Below are 15,557 nucleotides of genomic sequence, written 5' to 3' on the forward strand. Positions count from 1 at the left end.
TTTATTTAGGTTTTTATAAAAAATAATTATAGGTTGGTAAATTGGTTACCATCGGGTTTTGGGACTTTCCCTATTAGCATTAAAAAAACGGACTTACACATAATTTAATATAAATTTTTGTTCTGCAAATCGATCTATTATGTAAGTAGATATGCGAACATAATAATTTGTACCAGTGGTTAAGTACACCAATTTTTCTTATACAAAATCAAAGGCTTCCCGTAGGAAGCCTTCGAAACACCAAATCACAAAATATTAATATGAAAAATTTTTATTTATAAAGCTGTTGCAGTATAGGTTACTGTTTGCGTATACGTTCCGGCCGGTTTCCCTAAAATATCGGAAGATGATGATTTTGCGGCTGGAATCGTGTAGTCCAGATTAAGGGTCAATGAACTTCCAAGCGGAGCATTTGATACTAAAGTCTGATCCGTCGCCGATAAAACAACAGCGCTTTTTGTTCCACCCATCGTTCCAGCAGCGGTAGAAGGCTTGATGGTCAAAACATTTACAGGGATTACGTTAGTTCCGTTCATGAAATTGGCACCTCCTGCTTTTACTTTTACATTAAAGTTCTTTGTTGAAGTCACTTTTAAAGAGTTGGCTTTGGTAACGGTCTGATCCGAGTTATAATCTGCTGCCGTAGCATAGTTGAAGTCAACCGTATTACCGATGGCCGTACTTCCCGCATCAATAGAGATGACATCGTTCAGGGTAATATTTACCGTTGTTGTTGCGGTTGTATTTTGAGCCTGGGCATTGTTGGTTCCTAAGATGAAGGCTCCGATAGTTAAGGCGACGATTAAAATTTGTTTTTTCATTATAGTAGTATTTATTTTTTATTCTTGATTAATTGTCCTCTTTTGAACATTACAAATCTACGGCAGCGATAAAAGTTTCTTTGTAGTGGAAAATGGAAGTTCATGTAGTAAAATAACTACATGTATCAGTTAATGGAAAAACCCCCAACATTAAGTGTTGAGGGCTTATAAATTGCTGTTATTTCTATTATAAAACAGTCGTCATATAAATTACCGTTTGCGTATAATTTTTCTTTAGGTTTTTACAAAAAAATTTATAAGTCGTAAATGGGTTATCATCGGTTTATGAAATTTAGATTGTCCTACAAAGGTTTGCTGATTGCTGTTAACAGATCTTATTACTTCTTATTTAATTTTTCCAATTCGGGTAATTCACTTTTATACTTTTCAACATCCCAAACTAAATTCCAATTTTTAATATATTCAGCAATTGGACCTAAGCCAACTTCTGCTCTTCTTTTATCTACATTGTCAGGATCAATTAAAGGTAACACATATAATATTTTATTATAAGGATTGCTTCCTATCTGACTTCCGTATATTTGTTTTCTACCTTCCCGAATTTCTATTCTGTCGATTAACAAAGCTAAAGAACCCGGACTGGCATTTCCTTTTATTACAGCTTCTTTCATCATAGGCAGATATTTTTTCTGCGTTTCCAGATCTGCATGTTGAATAACAAGAAATAACGCGCTATTGGCTTGTGCACCTACTTTGTCTTTACCTACCCAACCTTTTTCATCTAATATTTTTTTTATTTTTAATAAGTTAATTGAATCTTTCTGACTGGTAATTTTCCAAAGATCCTGCATTTCTTTAGATTCCGGACCGAATTTTTTTTGAGTTTCATTCATTTGAATTCGATATTTCTGGTCTTCGTCATAAATTGCCAATAATTCAACCTGCAATGGTTTGTCATAATTTGCTTCCACTAACTGCAACTTTTTTTCTAACTTTCCAATTGTTTTACCCCATTCTTTTTTTGAATGCAAATTTTCCAAATCGGTATCAGAACTTAAGTGCTTTAGGTTTGTCCAACCGTTATCTATAGATAAATTCAGCCATTTAAAAGCTTTTTTTGCATCTCCTGCTAAAGATGACGCGCACGCAGCATTATATAAGTCACTTGGATTGTTGTTTTGAATTTTAAAAGCTTTATTATACAAATCAGCAGACATTTTATAATCTTTTGTTTCATATAATTTATCGGCTTCACTTATTAATTTTGAATATTCCTGAGCATGAAAGCTTGTGAATAAAAATAATAATAGCAAAGTATAAAAACTGTTTTTCATTTTGTTTTGGATTTTTATTGTTTTGTGAGATTGTCTATATAGTCTAGCCACTGCTGATTTTTGTTAAAGAGGTTTTAATAATTTGTATATTGAATTTCCAAAAGCCCTGTAATCGAAACTGTGATTAAATCTGCACTTCTTTAATATCGATGGCCTTCTTACCTCTGATAAACAGTACGATCGCAGAGGCAATTACAACAGTTTCACATACTAATGTGAAGAAAAGTCCATTTATATCTGATGCAGCGAATTCGATGTTAAACAACCCGTTTCCCGCTCCATCAAAACCTACAGTATGCAACAGAATGTTTATCGTTATATGAAGTACGACAGCTGTCCATATTGATTCTGTGTAATAAATAACGGCAATAAAAAGCAATGACATTGTAAAAGTTGTAATAACCATACTAAGTCCTTGCATCGTCAGTCCGAGCCCAGGTAAATGGAAAAGTCCAAATAATAATGAAATTAGAAAAATTGCACCTGTTTTTCCAAAGAGCCTTACAGCCGAAAGAAACAAAAAGCCTCTAAATAGTAACTCTTCAAGAGTATTGCCCAAACTGTAAGAAATAATGTCAATACCAAGAATAACTTTTGGATTGTGATTTCTTACTATCTCAAAGGGGTAAATCAGATACAAAATTCCCCACATGACTGCTATCAACAAGAAACCAAGAACACATCCATTCAAATAGTGTTTTAGGTATTTTAATTTAAATTTCAGAATATCATTTTCCAGGCTAGTCTTTTTACTAAACTTATTATTTAAATAATACGATATTGTCACAAGACCGATTAAGATTACCGAACGATTAAAAAATGATAAAAAATTATATCCGGAGAAACGGAGCTGCCCCAAAAGATTAATAGTCCATATAAGCCCTCCCGATACTATGTATAAAGCAAAATGAAATATTAAAACTTTATTTGATTTTGTGATATTCAATTTACAGAAGGTATCTAATTGTTACTAAATTTAAATCTATGTACTCCGTAAATATAATATTTATTAATTGTTAAAACATTTTATCTACCAATAAAATTTACATTTTAAGTTTTAACAGGGTTATCGTTTAATATTTTAGTTTTTATTATATTTAATGCCGGGGAGTTGTACGAAAAAAATATTCAATTTATGAAACTGCCAACGGATATAGAAGATCAGTACCTAAAAGAAGTTCTTGCCAACCAATCTTTGGAAAATCTCCCGGATGAAGAATGGAAATTTATCGACGGGTTTGAAAACTATGCCATTTCCAATTATGGACGGGTGAAAAGTCTGGAGCGCATGGTTCCACTTCCCTTCGTTGGAGAACAAAAGATATTGGATCGGATTATCAAGCCGCAATTCTTCAGGTATTTCAACAAGCATTTAAAGTCCCATTTTTATAATGTAAGATGCAATATCAGCCTAGACGGAAAAGTATATGGAAAATCACCTGCCAGGCTGGTCTATTATCATTTTGTTGAAAAAATTTGATATGGACGATCTTTCATTGCGCATATCCTTTAAAGATGAAAATCGTTTCAATATACATTTCAGTAATCTAGAAAAGATAACAGCTATAGCACTTAGTAATAAAGTATTTGATGCCGGCAGAGGGAAAAGGGGAAATTACCGGCAGGCCGTGAGCCAATATACTGTTAACGGCAGTTTTATTGCCAGTTATACGGATATTTACGAGGCAAGTAAGACTTTGGGAGTTCACCATACCCATATCATTGCGGTTATCAATAAAAAGAGGACTACTGCAGGATCATTCAGATGGTTTCCAAAAGATTATATAACCACTAGAAAAGATTTTATACCGGATACTAAAATTCAAGCCAAAGAAATATTCAATATAAACCTGTGGAAAAAGATCGGCGAACCCCCTGTTGATCAAGACAACCCTCCTGCCTGCCTGAATTTATCGCTGGAGGATCTACCCGGCGAAATATGGAAACCGATTCCCAATCTTGAAGGATATTTTGCCATATCCAGTAAAGGGAGGATCAAACGGCTGGATACCTGGACTGAGAATAAAAATAAAACCTTTTTCAGAGAAAACATTATTTCTCTTTTTCTGGACAGCTCCTTTAATAGAAGGGGTGATCTTTACGTAAATTTAAGTCATAAATGCAAACGGGTTCAGATAAGACTTAACAAATACCTCTATTATTGCTTTGTGGAAAAGTTTGATCTTAAAGACCGGACAAAAGTGGTTATCAATCAAAATACTCCTTTCTGGAATATTGATCTGGCTAAACTTTCATTAGGGCATATTTCTTCGTATCTCAACAAAAAGAAAACAGAATAAACAAGTTGTTTTTACCCATGCTTTTTCTGTAGGCTATCTTTTTCGAATGAGAAAAATTAATCCCAATCAAAATCCGGAAGCTGTAAAGTTGAGCAGATTCCGGTAGATAACATTATAAACCCCACCGGGTTTCAAAGCTTGTGGGATTATCTGTGCCTTCTAAAGTCAAATATAAAATTTGGGGCGGGACGATTATGCAGGTTCTTTTTTCCGGTACAGCATTGATTTATTCAGGCCACTTAAAGAAAACACCAGGGTAATTATATTAAGCTGTAGCCATTACTATTTTACAGATGATAAAATAGATCCGTATTTTATCTTTCAGGATAGTGGACCGCTTTATCTATTTCGATAGGATTATTATTTTCTCTGATATATCGTTGCCGTGATTCAGTCAATTCTTTAAACTGATTGATGCTTTTTATATCAACACCATTAATGCTAAACGTTGTATTCGGATTTTTTTTGAACTCTTCACGAGTTTCGTGATACGGATCTTTATATTTGTCCATTAACATCTTATTGATGTTTTCACGGGTTGTTTTTATCGGTTTTTGTCCGTAAAAACTTTCGATGAACGGAGTTTTATAGGTGTTTTTTAATTTAAAACTTTTTACTAAAGTAAAATCAAAGTTATTTTTATCATCATACAATTGAAAAATCATCCCCGGTAATCCCCGAAATTTATAGGGACCTTCAGAAATATTAATATCCTTTGCAAACCAGGCAGTCCAGTTTCTTCCGCCAAAATTTGCTGTTGCTTTTTGCAAAGTATAATTTTCAAATTTTTTAGTATCGTTTTCGAGCTTCCAATTAATTTCATCTTCAGTATCGAAAACAAATACATCGTTGATGAGAAGATAATTGCTGTAGATGTTTGAATTTTTAGACCGAAGTAAAACCGGAGTAGAAGTATCCCAAAGCTGACTATTCTGCCCTTTTGTAATATTGGTTGAATCTATGGTAACGTAGTGGTAATTATAAAATTTTACATTGTCTGGATTTATATCCAGCGTCATGTTTTCTTTTTTAAATTCGGCTTGCTTTGGATTTTGCTTAAATTTAAATTCATAAATAAAGCGATGCGTCTGGGCATTGACTAATCCAAAAATCAGGGTAAAAATAAATATTTTCATGTTACATTTTTTAATATTGGTGGGTTTATAACTGTCTTCTATCGGCAAAATTAAAATATTCCGCTTATATTTTGGCAAGTTTGAAATTATAACGGCTTCAAAATAATGAGCTTGCAGATAGTTACATAAAGATAAAAAGGGTAAGAAATCACTACCAATGGATTCAGACAAGTATTTCATGATTCCTTTTCTCTTTTACCAAGCTTAATTCACCAAAAGCTGCTATATTCCAGACAATCATTATTATCGAAAATGCATATAATCCCATAGTAAAGCCAATAAATAAGTGCATGGATATCATAGCCGCCAAAGTAATTTTTCTTGTTTTTTTGAGACGGACTAAAATTGGATAAGACAATTCGAGCAGAACTGTTAAAATACCGCCGACAATATAAATGATGGGTATAGGATAATAATTGCTGTCGATTGATACGAGAGCATTCCAGACCGATTTACCGTCCCACCAGCCGGAATCCAGGGCCTTTGCCAAGCCCGAGAAGAAATAGGCAATAGACAAATGTATCTGTAGTACAGTCTGATAATTAAAATATATTTCAATATTTTTCTTCTTAAAAATCAGACGATCACAGGAATAATATTTTCCAACGGGAAATATAAAACAATAAAATAACGACATGGTCACAAACTGATCATATCCGTAATTAAATTGGGAAAAACTCTTAAAAATAAGCAGTTGTAAAATCAGCGCGAAAAGTGCCGAAAAACGGGTTAAAAATCCAATGACCAGAAATAATAAAGAACCGAGATAGGCAGATAAAACAAATTGGTAGAAAAAATCCAATAATCCGTTGTCTTTGAGAAATAAACTCATCGGATACAAATATCTGAAAACACCTGTTTCCATATACATGAGCTCTTGTGGCATCAACGTATCAGCTGAAGAAAACAATAAAAATAAATCTCCTTTTAAAGATAATATTTCAATGATCGCTACCAAGCCTATCATAATCCTGAAAAACAGTAAAAAAGAAGCTTCTGAATATTCCCGTTTGAAATAATCAGATATTCTATTTGGCATGGTATAAATTGCTCTGTAGTGCATATAATTTTATTTTTTTGTTGATATCTTTATAATAATCAGGAACTACGGTAAGAAGTTCCACCCTGTATGAACTGCAATTTGGAATTGAATATGCCTTTTTCTTTCCTAACCATTTCATTGATTTTGTAATATATTCTCTTCTGAATTTAACTAAATCGGATAAACTGTCTTCCTGTATTAATTTTTTTGTATCGGATATGTAGTTTGCCATATAAGAAGAATATCCTCCTAACCGTTGAATTCCGTTTACACTGTTTAATCCAAAATATCTATCGGTTGATATAACATTATTTTTCTCGTCATAATAACTAATTTTAAAATATTTCTTTGAGGATGTTTTTATACCGTAAAAACCGTATCCGGTGTTGATGCCTGTTAAAATATAATACCATTCATTATTTTCATTTTGTATGAAAAGTCTTGGAAAATCAGGTTTTGATTTATAATGAAAACTCCAGAAATTATCTACTGTAGTATTTATTCCCTGGAAAAAAATTAAAACCAGATGTACGATGAAAAACACCGTTATTAAAAACTGTTTTGATTTTTCCATGCTATTTAACTTTTATGGTTCTTAAAATCTATTATATCTTTGGAAGTATTGATTGGTCTGTAATTATAAATTTCTGATGTCGCAATTCATAAATATTTAAATAAAAATAGAGGTCATATTCAAGCTCATACCAAATCTATTTTCAACATAGGTTTTGAGCAATTTGAAAATACAATAGTATTTCCTGCTGAAGGCACCTAGACAAAGTTGATCATAAACAACTGAGTATTAAAAACCCTGATAAGCATGAAGTTGAAATATGACCTCTCAATCAGAAATAGTGAATAGAAATGTCCTTCTTTTCAAAAGGACATTCTTTCTTTTCTACCGGATTATAAACTTGAAAGAGCAGTACTTTGAGTTTTTACAGGTGTCGTTGGCGATTCTGTCCATCGGGTATCACATTTGCTAAACGTCTGATTTGTTTCAAACTTAGCGTCACATGCTCCTGCTGCTACCTTTAATACAGAAGCAACCTCTGCTTTGTTAATAGCACTGTTGTTCTTCTTAGCGGGAGCAAAAGAAAAAACTACAAAAGTAGCGGCTATAGCTGCTGTTGAAAAAATTATTTTTTTCATAATAATAATTGCTGTTCCCAAGTTGGTTTGAATAAGTAAAGTCGGGAACTTTTTCTTTACTTACATGGTTTAGAAGTTTTCACTTTATTTATAATCCGTTTCTTTTGCATTGCGCACTACAAAATATCCGGATGATAAATCGTTCTTATGGTTTCCAGTGTCCACCATCCTTAATCGGAGGTCTTATCCCACCTTCCAGGTGATATCCTGTGCTGTCTTTTAGCATTTCAGTACTGTCTTTCCCACCAGTTGTCTTTTCAACGGATTCGACTTTTTTGTCAAAAATATTTTCTGCCAGATCATTTGCATCGTTTCTACAAGAAATCAATACCAATAGGATTACAGAGAGGATAAACATCTTTTTCATATTTTACAATTTGATGATTAAATGGTTTATCCGGTACCGGAAATTTATATAAGCTTAATGAAACGAAATTAGAAATTAAAATTTCCAAATATTTAAGAAACTTTGATTCTATTTATAAATCATACCATTTGATTTATAAATTATCACAAAAATAATGCACTGATTAACAAATGATTAAAATTAAACAAAAGCATTTAAGGCAGACTTTGAATTTTCAGATTATTTTAATTAATTTTGATAGATAAAACTATACTTTGAAACTCCTTACACACCATATTACTTTTCTATTTTTATTTTCTGCGGTAATTTATATACACGGGCAGAATTTAAAAATTACTGATAATTCTACTTTTGGGGATATTCGTAAGTATTATGAAGATTTACCTGAGAATGACAAACAGGCATTACCTTATGTAAATGTTTATCTGAAAAAAGCCAAAAAAGAAAATGATTATATTGAAATACTCCAAGGCTATCAGGATGCGATCTATTTTTCCAGGAATAAATTTCAAAAACTAAAATATGCAGACCGCTGTGTAAGCTATATACTGAAATCAAAAGATCAAAAGCTTATCAGTAAAGCTTATCTTGAAAAAGGTGTTATTTATTACTTTTTTTATAAACAATATCAACCTGCATTAAATGAATACCTTAAAGCTTATGAACATTCTGAAAATATTGATGATGAATTTTTAAGATATCGGATTATCTATCATCTGGGTGTAGTTAAAAGCTATCTGGGATACTACAACGAAGCTTTAAAACTGTTTAAAAAATGCTCAGCGTATTTTGAACCGCTTACAAAATCCAGAATTCATCCTAATCTTATTTTTAATAACAGAAAAGGATATCTGAACAGTCTGCATCAACAGATTATCTGCTACAGGCATCTGAAAAACTATTCAAAAAGTGATTCATTAATTCGACATGGCTTATCATTGTTACAATCATCTGATGGGTTTGATCTAGAGAAAGCATATTTTATCAAATGCCTTGGTATTTCCTGTTTTGAAAGACAGAAGTATCAAAAAGCTATTCAAAACCTTGACCTTGCACTGCCGGAACTGAGAAAGATTGATGATTTCACAGGAACTTCCCTCAGCTATTATTACATTGGCAAATCTTATGAAAAAATGCATAAGGATAATCTGGCAGTTGATTTTTTCATCAAAGTAGATTCTGTTTTTCAAAAAGAAAAATTTATTATCCCTGAAGTAAGAGGTAATTACGAAAGCCTTATTAATTATTATCATAAAGTAAATATCCCGGAAAAAGAATTATACTATACCAAGCAATTACTAAAGGCAGATAGCATCATAAATAAAGATTTTCGGCACCTCTCTGATAAAATCCATAAAGAATATGATACAAAATCTTTACTGGGAAGACAAAAGGAATTGGAGAGCAAAAACTCTATCGGTTTCATTGTTTTAATGATTTCTTCCGCACTTATTATTATTTTAATTACTGTTCTATTACATAGAAAAAAGAAAGAGAAGGAAATTCAGCACAAATATACTGAACTGGAAAAAAGAATTATTCACCAAAATCGGTCACCTGAAAAAACATCCGTACTATCCTGTTCCGTTAAAGAAAATAAAACCGGAGTTCCCAACGCTGTAATTAATGATATTCTAGAAAAGCTTAACGATTTTGAAAAAAGAAAAGGTTTCATAAAAAAAGGACTTACCCAACAAGAACTGGCTAAGAGCTTTAACACAAATACAAGTTACCTTTCGCAAGTGATCAATGAATCAAAAGGCAGAAATTTTAATAGATATATCAATAAATTACGGATAAAATATATTACTCAGGAATTATATCACAATCCTAAATATCTGGATTATACTATAGAAGGATTAACTCAAAAATGCGGTATTTCTTCCCGTAAAAGTTTCTCCGATCTCTTTCATGAGATCAATGGTATCCGTCCTACAGATTTTATAAAACAAAGGAAAAAGGAACTAGAGGAAAAAACAAATATATAATAATTAAGATTTATCAGACAATTAGGGGATTTGAACAAATATCCTAATTGAATATTATTTGCAGGAACTTTCCGGATCTATCTTTGGTCATTTTTTTATTCATAATATATCGACCTTAAGTTTAATCTACTTCTGAAATTTAGATTGTTTACTTTGTTTTTGTGCAGTCATCAAAAACTTCATTGCCCTACGGAAACCCGTAAAAACGCCTCTTAAAATATTCCTACCTTTAAAAAACTAAAAACAATTAACAGAAAACGATATTACAATATGGGATTTAGTTACAGAAAAAGGGTAAAACTGATGCCGGGTGTTCATCTGAACATCAGCCAAAAAGGAGTAAATACGACCATCGGCAGACGGGGCGCCAGTGTAAATTTCAGCTCAAAGGGAACACGGGTCAATAATTCCTGGGTTTCGCTGTTCAAAAAACTGTTTTAATTTTATTTGATTTGGAAAATAAAAGGCCGCCTCAAACCTGGGAACGGCCTTTTATGATAATATTGCTTTCCACACTATTTAATTATAACAAAGCAATCTCATACCTTTAAATTTCAGGAATTTCAATTTCGGATAATGCCTGCATGTTTTCTTTTAACTGTTGATTCCCATTGGCTAAAAACTCAGAAAATTCAGTTTTCGGGAACAGCTCTTCATAATACTCAATCCCTTTAAAGAGGTTTTCTCTGAACGTCTTCCATTTTTTAACCTGCGCATTGGTCAGGGCTCCTGAAAAGCCGGTGATTTCTTTTCGAAGATGATCAATGTACATTTTTAGTTCGTTGATGAACATATTCGGACGGTCGGCGGTGCCAAGAACATTGTCATTTCCGTAAATATGCTTCACCATTCTCGAAAGGGAAATTTCTTTATCGAAATAGGCAAGATTCGGTCCAGGGCAGATGACCACGCCCTGCTTCTCCCCTTTTGTTTCCAGATTATTTTCCAGATAGGCGGCATTCACCAGCCCGACACAGAGGCAGGCTTTTTCAATAATATCGTCTTTTTTCTTCTGATAAAGCGTTGAAGAAATTTGATCTTTCTCCTGTTCCAGTTCCGCAAATTTGAGGTCCTGGTATTTCTTTGAAGCCGTACAAATCCCTTCTGATGAATATTCCTTGCTTAAAGCCAGCAATTTTTTTGGACATGAGCTTCCGAAGCGGTTGTCTTTTTGTTTTTCCTGTCGGAGGCGTTCATTCGAAGTTCCTCTTACCGTATTAAAAGGCACGCCCAACGGCGAAAGATTGCTCAGGTAAAAATCCTTTTCTCTGGATACTGCCAACAGTTTTCTCGTTTCCTCATCTACGGAAGTAGCTTCCGGAACCAGCAGGAACGGCGATCCCCAGCCGACACTTTCAACATTGTAATGTTTCAGGAGAAAGATATGTTCTTGGGCAGTCCCTACTCCGCCCTGTACGGTAATGCTCATTTTAAGAGGCTGTACAACGGGATTTTTCCCTTTTTCTTCCAAAGATCTCACCATCAAAGAATGGGCAGATTCGATAAGCTCCGATTTTCTCTGCTTAAATTCTTCCATGATGGGTCCCAGTAGCAGGCCTTCCGTGGCAAAAGCATGTCCGCCACAGTTCAGTCCGGATTCTACCCTGTATTCCGAGACCCAGAGCCCTTTTTTGGCCAGGAAATTTCCCTGGATCATTGCTGAACGGAAATCGCTCACTTTCAGGATGATTTTCTTCTTTAAATTGCCTTGTTCATCAGGATAAAAATCATCGAATTCCTCCAGGTAACTGTATAAACGCGGATTCATTCCTGCGGAAAGCACTACGGACGACGACAATTTACTGTTGGCAAAACCGCGTAAAGAGGCATGGGCATCGTTATAAATAACAGGGAGCGGCTTATGGTGACGGAAGTTTTCCTTATCCACTTTCGTCATGATGTTCACATCAATACTTCCTCTCTGAAAATGGTGATCGATGAAATGTTTAAGGGATGAAGAGATGCGTTCTTTACAGTTCAGGAATTGCTGTAGGCCCTCTTTTAGTTCAGAAGTACTGGGAAGCATCTCCATAAAGCTCTGCAAAGCTGTTCTGTTCCTGGAAACCTCTTCTTTGAAAGCTTCAAACTTTTCATTTACAATATCATCCATCATGTTCAGATACTCCGTAATTCTCCGGGCCCGGTAATCATCGGTCTTCGTTGAAATACGAGGGTAATTCAGGTTGAATTTTTTACTGTAAAAATTTTTCATTTTTTCTATAATCTCATCATCGATAATAGAAACTACGGATGAAATACCGTACTGCGCTACACGGATAGGACTGTCTATCGTATAAGCCAATCCCATTACGGGAATATGGAAATTGTGTAAAGGTTTGTTGTTCATTATTATATGAATTAAATAAGTACATACCTCTAAATTCCCATCAACTGATTCACTGACGCAAAAATACCGGTTTCAAAGCAATTATGCATCAAATAATAAATGATTTCACGAAATATGTTTAAAATCATCTATCAGAGCGGTTATTATTTGTTGAGTTTTTAGAACACCTTAAAATCCATTTGAATCGGATAGAGATAATTACAATTTATCTTTTTCATAAAAGCTTTTACTACTGTATAAATTATTTTAGATTAAATGAATTTAAGGATCAATCTATTTAATCATATGTAATTAATAATTTAAAACTTCTCAAAAAATAACACCATTTTTTAGAAAACAATTATTTTAAAATATTTTATTATGCAAATCTTTATTAATTTTACTTAAATTCTAATAAAAAATACAATTTAAAATTTATAATCAGTACATTTACGTTAAAATTCACTTAAACTGACTGAAATTAAAGTATACATGACAAGTAAAATCACCGGCACAGGTAATTACATACCCAATGAAACCATTACCAATCTTTTTTTCAACAACCATATTTTTCTGGACGAACAAGGTGCCCTTTTAAAAGACGATAACGCTTCCATCACCAGCAAACTTCAGAAAATTACAGGCATCGAAGAAAGAAGATATGCAGGCAGTGACCAGGTAACTTCGGATCTGGGACTCATTGCGGCGGCTGCCGCCATCGAAGACGCTGGGATAGATCCTGAAACTCTTGATTACATTATCTTTGCCCATAATTTCGGTGACGTACGTTTCGGTACGGTACAGTCTGATGCCGTTCCCAGTCTTGCTGCGAGAGTAAAGCATTTCCTGAAAATAAAAAATAACTTCTGTGTAGCCTACGATGTACTTTTCGGATGCCCGGGATGGATCGAAGGAATGATCCAGGCCAATGCATTTATTAAATCCGGGATTGCCAAAAAATGCCTCGTGATCGGTGCAGAAACCCTTTCAAGGGTGGTCGATATTCACGACAGGGACAGCATGATTTATGCAGACGGAGCCGGAGCGGTAATTTTGGAAAGCAGTGAGGACGGATCGGGAATTTTATCCCATCTTTCCGCTTCGCATACTTTTAAAGAAAAGGATTATTTGTATTTCGGGAAGTCGTATAACAACGAAAGCTGCCCGGATACCCGGTACATAAAAATGGACGGAAGGAAGATCTACGAATTTGCTTTGGTTAATGTCCCGGAAGCCATGAAAGAATGTCTGGATAAAAGCGGATATTCGATCGATCAGTTAAATAAAATCATCATCCACCAGGCGAATGAAAAGATGGATGAAGCCATCGTCAACCGGTTTTACCAGCTTTACGGCAAAACAGCTCCAGCTGATATTATGCCGATGGTCATCAGCAAGCTTGGCAACAGCAGTGTAGCCACCATTCCTTCCCTGCTGACAATGATCCTAAAAGAAGAGCTCGAAAATCACGAGATTAAAGAAGGGGATATTGTCCTTTTTGCATCAGTAGGTGCCGGCATGAATATCAATGCGATCGTATATAAATTTTAAAAACAAAACCCGGGATCCGTTAAATAATGGTCCCGGGTTATATTCTATCTTTCAGAATTTAGAACTCCTACAATTTTCTAGTAAAAAATTCTCTTTAGCTTATCTGACTTTTTCCTGAGGATCTGCCTTTTAAAAACATATAGGTTAATCCCAATCCAAGTCCGGTAAGTAAGGCAATTTTTGTTTTCCTGGACGGAACCGGAAGAATGGTTTCCCCGTAGATCCGGTGAGGCTGCGGCGAAGGCTGCATGACGTTTCCGGAATCCGAAGGCGCATTTTTCAGCTTCATCATCAGCCTCATTCCCGCAGAAGCGGTATTGATTACCGGTTTCGGAAAGAATTTATACATTCCGGTAAGTAGTCTTGACATCACATCCGGGAACATTTCTTTTCTCGGGTTCTTTGCCAGTTCCACCATTTTTGCAGCAGTATCTCTCGGGTCAGCCGCAAAAGGCGGAATTTTAAAATCCAGTCCGGAATATTTTGCCGAATGCATATTTCCCGTAGAACGCTGAATCTGAGGATAGATATTGCAGATATACACTTCCGGGAAATCTGAAATTTCCCCATGAAGGCATTCCATCATCCCGCGGATCCCGAATTTCGTTGCAGAGTATACCGCACTGTACGGCGCCGGCATAAATCCGCCGATGGATATATTATTGATTAAAATTCCTTCGTTCTGTTTTTTGAAAACCGGCAGCACACTGTAAGCTCCGTGCATATAGCCGAAAAGATTGGTTTTGATCACCTGTTCGTTCAGATCCATCGGGATGTCCTCAAATTTACCGCTGGCCATAACGCCCGCATTGTTGATCCAGATATCGATTCTCCCGTTAAACTGCAAAGCCTTATTGGCGAGGTTCTGTACTTCACTTGCAACAGAAACGTCCGTCGGAACAGCCATTGCGGAGACTTCAAGGTCGCGGCATAAAGCTACCGTTTCTTCCAGAGCTTCTTTTCCCCGGGCTGCGACTACAATATTACAGCCTTCGAGGGCAAACGCTTCGGCCGCCGCTCTTCCTACGCCGCTGCTTCCTCCGGTGATAACCACCGTTTTTCCCCTGAGGCTTTGCTCTAATTGATCTTTTGATTTCATTTTGTGATGGGTCTTTTTGATTAATTACCTAAAAGCCACCTATTTTTATGCCAATAAGAGACTTTCACGATTATATTTTCTCTTGTAGATTACACAGATATTCAAAGATAATAGCATATATTTTGCGCCGTACATAGATTCTATAGCATTTACATTTATTTACACGCTTAAACACCCTGTTTGTCATTCCGGAGGAATCCAATCATAGTATTAGCGATAAGCATTAAAGTTTAACTCATATTAGTACGGAAAAAAGAAAGAATCTCCCACAGATCTGCTCAGATTTTCACAGATGATAGCGCATAATTTGTGTTGTATACATATTCTATTGCGTTTACATTTATGTACAAAGTCAAACACCCTATTTGTCATTCCGGAGGAATCCAATCATAGTATTAGCGATAAGCATTAAAGTTTAACTTCGATTTGTACGAAGGAAGGAAGGAAGGAAGGAAGAATCTCCCACAGATGGCAAAGGTT

At 34.9% G+C, this 15,557-nt stretch carries 15 protein-coding genes; 5 read left to right on the forward strand and 10 right to left on the reverse strand.

What is annotated here, in order from left to right; translation table 11 throughout:
- Positions 1-275 precede the first annotated feature (275 nt).
- The 3 genes from QE422_RS13840 to QE422_RS13850 form a co-directional block, all read right to left on the reverse strand.
- Complete coding sequence (locus tag QE422_RS13840; RefSeq protein WP_307459457.1) at positions 276-821, reverse strand: peptidoglycan-binding protein LysM; 546 nt, start codon at positions 819-821, stop codon at positions 276-278.
- 338 nt (positions 822-1,159) lie between these two features.
- The gene (locus QE422_RS13845) at positions 1,160-2,116 is read right to left on the reverse strand and encodes a DUF6624 domain-containing protein (protein ID WP_307459458.1); all 957 of its coding nucleotides are present in this window, start codon (positions 2,114-2,116) and stop codon (positions 1,160-1,162) included.
- Positions 2,117-2,240: 124 nt separating this feature from the next.
- Positions 2,241-3,062, reverse strand: a complete 822-nt coding sequence (locus tag QE422_RS13850) for a CPBP family intramembrane glutamic endopeptidase (protein ID WP_307459459.1) — start codon at positions 3,060-3,062, stop codon at positions 2,241-2,243.
- Positions 3,063-3,251: 189 nt separating this feature from the next.
- Here QE422_RS13850 and QE422_RS13855 point away from each other — a divergent pair, with 189 nt between their 5' ends.
- The gene (locus QE422_RS13855) at positions 3,252-3,596 is read left to right on the forward strand and encodes an NUMOD4 domain-containing protein (protein ID WP_307459460.1); all 345 of its coding nucleotides are present in this window, start codon (positions 3,252-3,254) and stop codon (positions 3,594-3,596) included.
- A gap of 1 nt (position 3,597) precedes the next feature.
- Positions 3,598-4,416 carry an NUMOD4 domain-containing protein gene (locus tag QE422_RS13860; RefSeq protein WP_307459462.1) on the forward strand — a complete coding sequence of 273 codons (819 nt, stop codon included), beginning with the start codon at positions 3,598-3,600 and terminating at the stop codon, positions 4,414-4,416.
- Positions 4,417-4,730: 314 nt separating this feature from the next.
- Here the strand turns inward: QE422_RS13860 and QE422_RS13865 are convergent, their stop codons facing one another.
- From QE422_RS13865 to QE422_RS13885, 5 genes are all read right to left on the reverse strand, one after another.
- Complete coding sequence (locus QE422_RS13865) at positions 4,731-5,732, reverse strand: GLPGLI family protein (protein WP_307459463.1); 1,002 nt, start codon at positions 5,730-5,732, stop codon at positions 4,731-4,733.
- Complete coding sequence (locus tag QE422_RS13870; protein ID WP_307459464.1) at positions 5,716-6,615, reverse strand: hypothetical protein; 900 nt, start codon at positions 6,613-6,615, stop codon at positions 5,716-5,718. Before QE422_RS13870 ends, QE422_RS13865 begins: the two co-directional genes overlap by 17 nt.
- Complete coding sequence (locus QE422_RS13875) at positions 6,581-7,168, reverse strand: hypothetical protein (RefSeq protein WP_307459466.1); 588 nt, start codon at positions 7,166-7,168, stop codon at positions 6,581-6,583. Before QE422_RS13875 ends, QE422_RS13870 begins: the two co-directional genes overlap by 35 nt.
- Positions 7,169-7,500: 332 nt before the next feature.
- Positions 7,501-7,746 (reverse strand): hypothetical protein, encoded by a 246-nt coding sequence (locus QE422_RS13880; RefSeq protein ID WP_307459467.1) that lies wholly within the window; start codon positions 7,744-7,746, stop codon positions 7,501-7,503.
- A 145-nt stretch (positions 7,747-7,891) separates the two neighbouring features.
- Positions 7,892-8,104, reverse strand: a complete 213-nt coding sequence (locus QE422_RS13885; RefSeq protein ID WP_307459470.1) for a hypothetical protein — start codon at positions 8,102-8,104, stop codon at positions 7,892-7,894.
- Positions 8,105-8,367: 263 nt separating this feature from the next.
- Between QE422_RS13885 and QE422_RS13890 the strand changes: the two genes are divergently transcribed.
- Positions 8,368-10,101 (forward strand): helix-turn-helix domain-containing protein, encoded by a 1,734-nt coding sequence (locus tag QE422_RS13890; RefSeq protein WP_307459473.1) that lies wholly within the window; start codon positions 8,368-8,370, stop codon positions 10,099-10,101.
- A gap of 270 nt (positions 10,102-10,371) precedes the next feature.
- Positions 10,372-10,542, forward strand: a complete 171-nt coding sequence (locus tag QE422_RS13895) for a DUF4236 domain-containing protein (RefSeq protein ID WP_307459476.1) — start codon at positions 10,372-10,374, stop codon at positions 10,540-10,542.
- Positions 10,543-10,648: 106 nt separating this feature from the next.
- Here QE422_RS13895 and QE422_RS13900 read toward each other — a convergent pair whose 3' ends face one another.
- Positions 10,649-12,448 carry a hypothetical protein gene (locus QE422_RS13900; RefSeq protein ID WP_307459479.1) on the reverse strand — a complete coding sequence of 600 codons (1,800 nt, stop codon included), beginning with the start codon at positions 12,446-12,448 and terminating at the stop codon, positions 10,649-10,651.
- A 471-nt stretch (positions 12,449-12,919) separates the two neighbouring features.
- On the opposite strand from QE422_RS13900, the gene QE422_RS13905 reads away from it, so the two are divergent.
- On the forward strand, positions 12,920-13,978 hold the full coding sequence (locus QE422_RS13905; protein WP_307459483.1) for a 3-oxoacyl-ACP synthase III family protein: 1,059 nt from the start codon (positions 12,920-12,922) through the stop codon (positions 13,976-13,978).
- 94 nt (positions 13,979-14,072) lie between these two features.
- On the opposite strand, the gene QE422_RS13910 is transcribed toward QE422_RS13905, so the two are convergent.
- A complete protein-coding gene (locus tag QE422_RS13910; RefSeq protein WP_307459486.1) occupies positions 14,073-15,077 on the reverse strand; it encodes an SDR family oxidoreductase in 1,005 nt (334 codons plus the stop codon).
- Positions 15,078-15,557: the final 480 nt, after the last annotated feature.

Source organism: Chryseobacterium sp. SORGH_AS_0447, assembly GCF_030818695.1.
Lineage (GTDB): Bacteria > Bacteroidota > Bacteroidia > Flavobacteriales > Weeksellaceae > Chryseobacterium.

Bases quoted from the DNA above. Each gene is read 5' to 3' on its own strand.
- QE422_RS13865 (WP_307459463.1), bottom strand. From the start codon at position 5,732: ATGAAATACTTGTCTGAATCCATTGGTAGTGATTTCTTACCCTTTTTA.
- QE422_RS13875 (WP_307459466.1), bottom strand. From the start codon at position 7,168: ATGGAAAAATCAAAACAGTTTTTAATAACGGTGTTTTTCATCGTACAT.
- QE422_RS13900 (WP_307459479.1), bottom strand. From the start codon at position 12,448: ATGAACAACAAACCTTTACACAATTTCCATATTCCCGTAATGGGATTG.
- QE422_RS13870 (WP_307459464.1), bottom strand. From the start codon at position 6,615: ATGCACTACAGAGCAATTTATACCATGCCAAATAGAATATCTGATTAT.
- QE422_RS13860 (WP_307459462.1), top strand. From the start codon at position 3,598: ATGGACGATCTTTCATTGCGCATATCCTTTAAAGATGAAAATCGTTTC.
- QE422_RS13840 (WP_307459457.1), bottom strand. From the start codon at position 821: ATGAAAAAACAAATTTTAATCGTCGCCTTAACTATCGGAGCCTTCATC.
- QE422_RS13895 (WP_307459476.1), top strand. From the start codon at position 10,372: ATGGGATTTAGTTACAGAAAAAGGGTAAAACTGATGCCGGGTGTTCAT.
- QE422_RS13880 (WP_307459467.1), bottom strand. From the start codon at position 7,746: ATGAAAAAAATAATTTTTTCAACAGCAGCTATAGCCGCTACTTTTGTA.
- QE422_RS13910 (WP_307459486.1), bottom strand. From the start codon at position 15,077: ATGAAATCAAAAGATCAATTAGAGCAAAGCCTCAGGGGAAAAACGGTG.
- QE422_RS13905 (WP_307459483.1), top strand. From the start codon at position 12,920: ATGACAAGTAAAATCACCGGCACAGGTAATTACATACCCAATGAAACC.
- QE422_RS13885 (WP_307459470.1), bottom strand. From the start codon at position 8,104: ATGTTTATCCTCTCTGTAATCCTATTGGTATTGATTTCTTGTAGAAAC.
- QE422_RS13855 (WP_307459460.1), top strand. From the start codon at position 3,252: ATGAAACTGCCAACGGATATAGAAGATCAGTACCTAAAAGAAGTTCTT.
- QE422_RS13845 (WP_307459458.1), bottom strand. From the start codon at position 2,116: ATGAAAAACAGTTTTTATACTTTGCTATTATTATTTTTATTCACAAGC.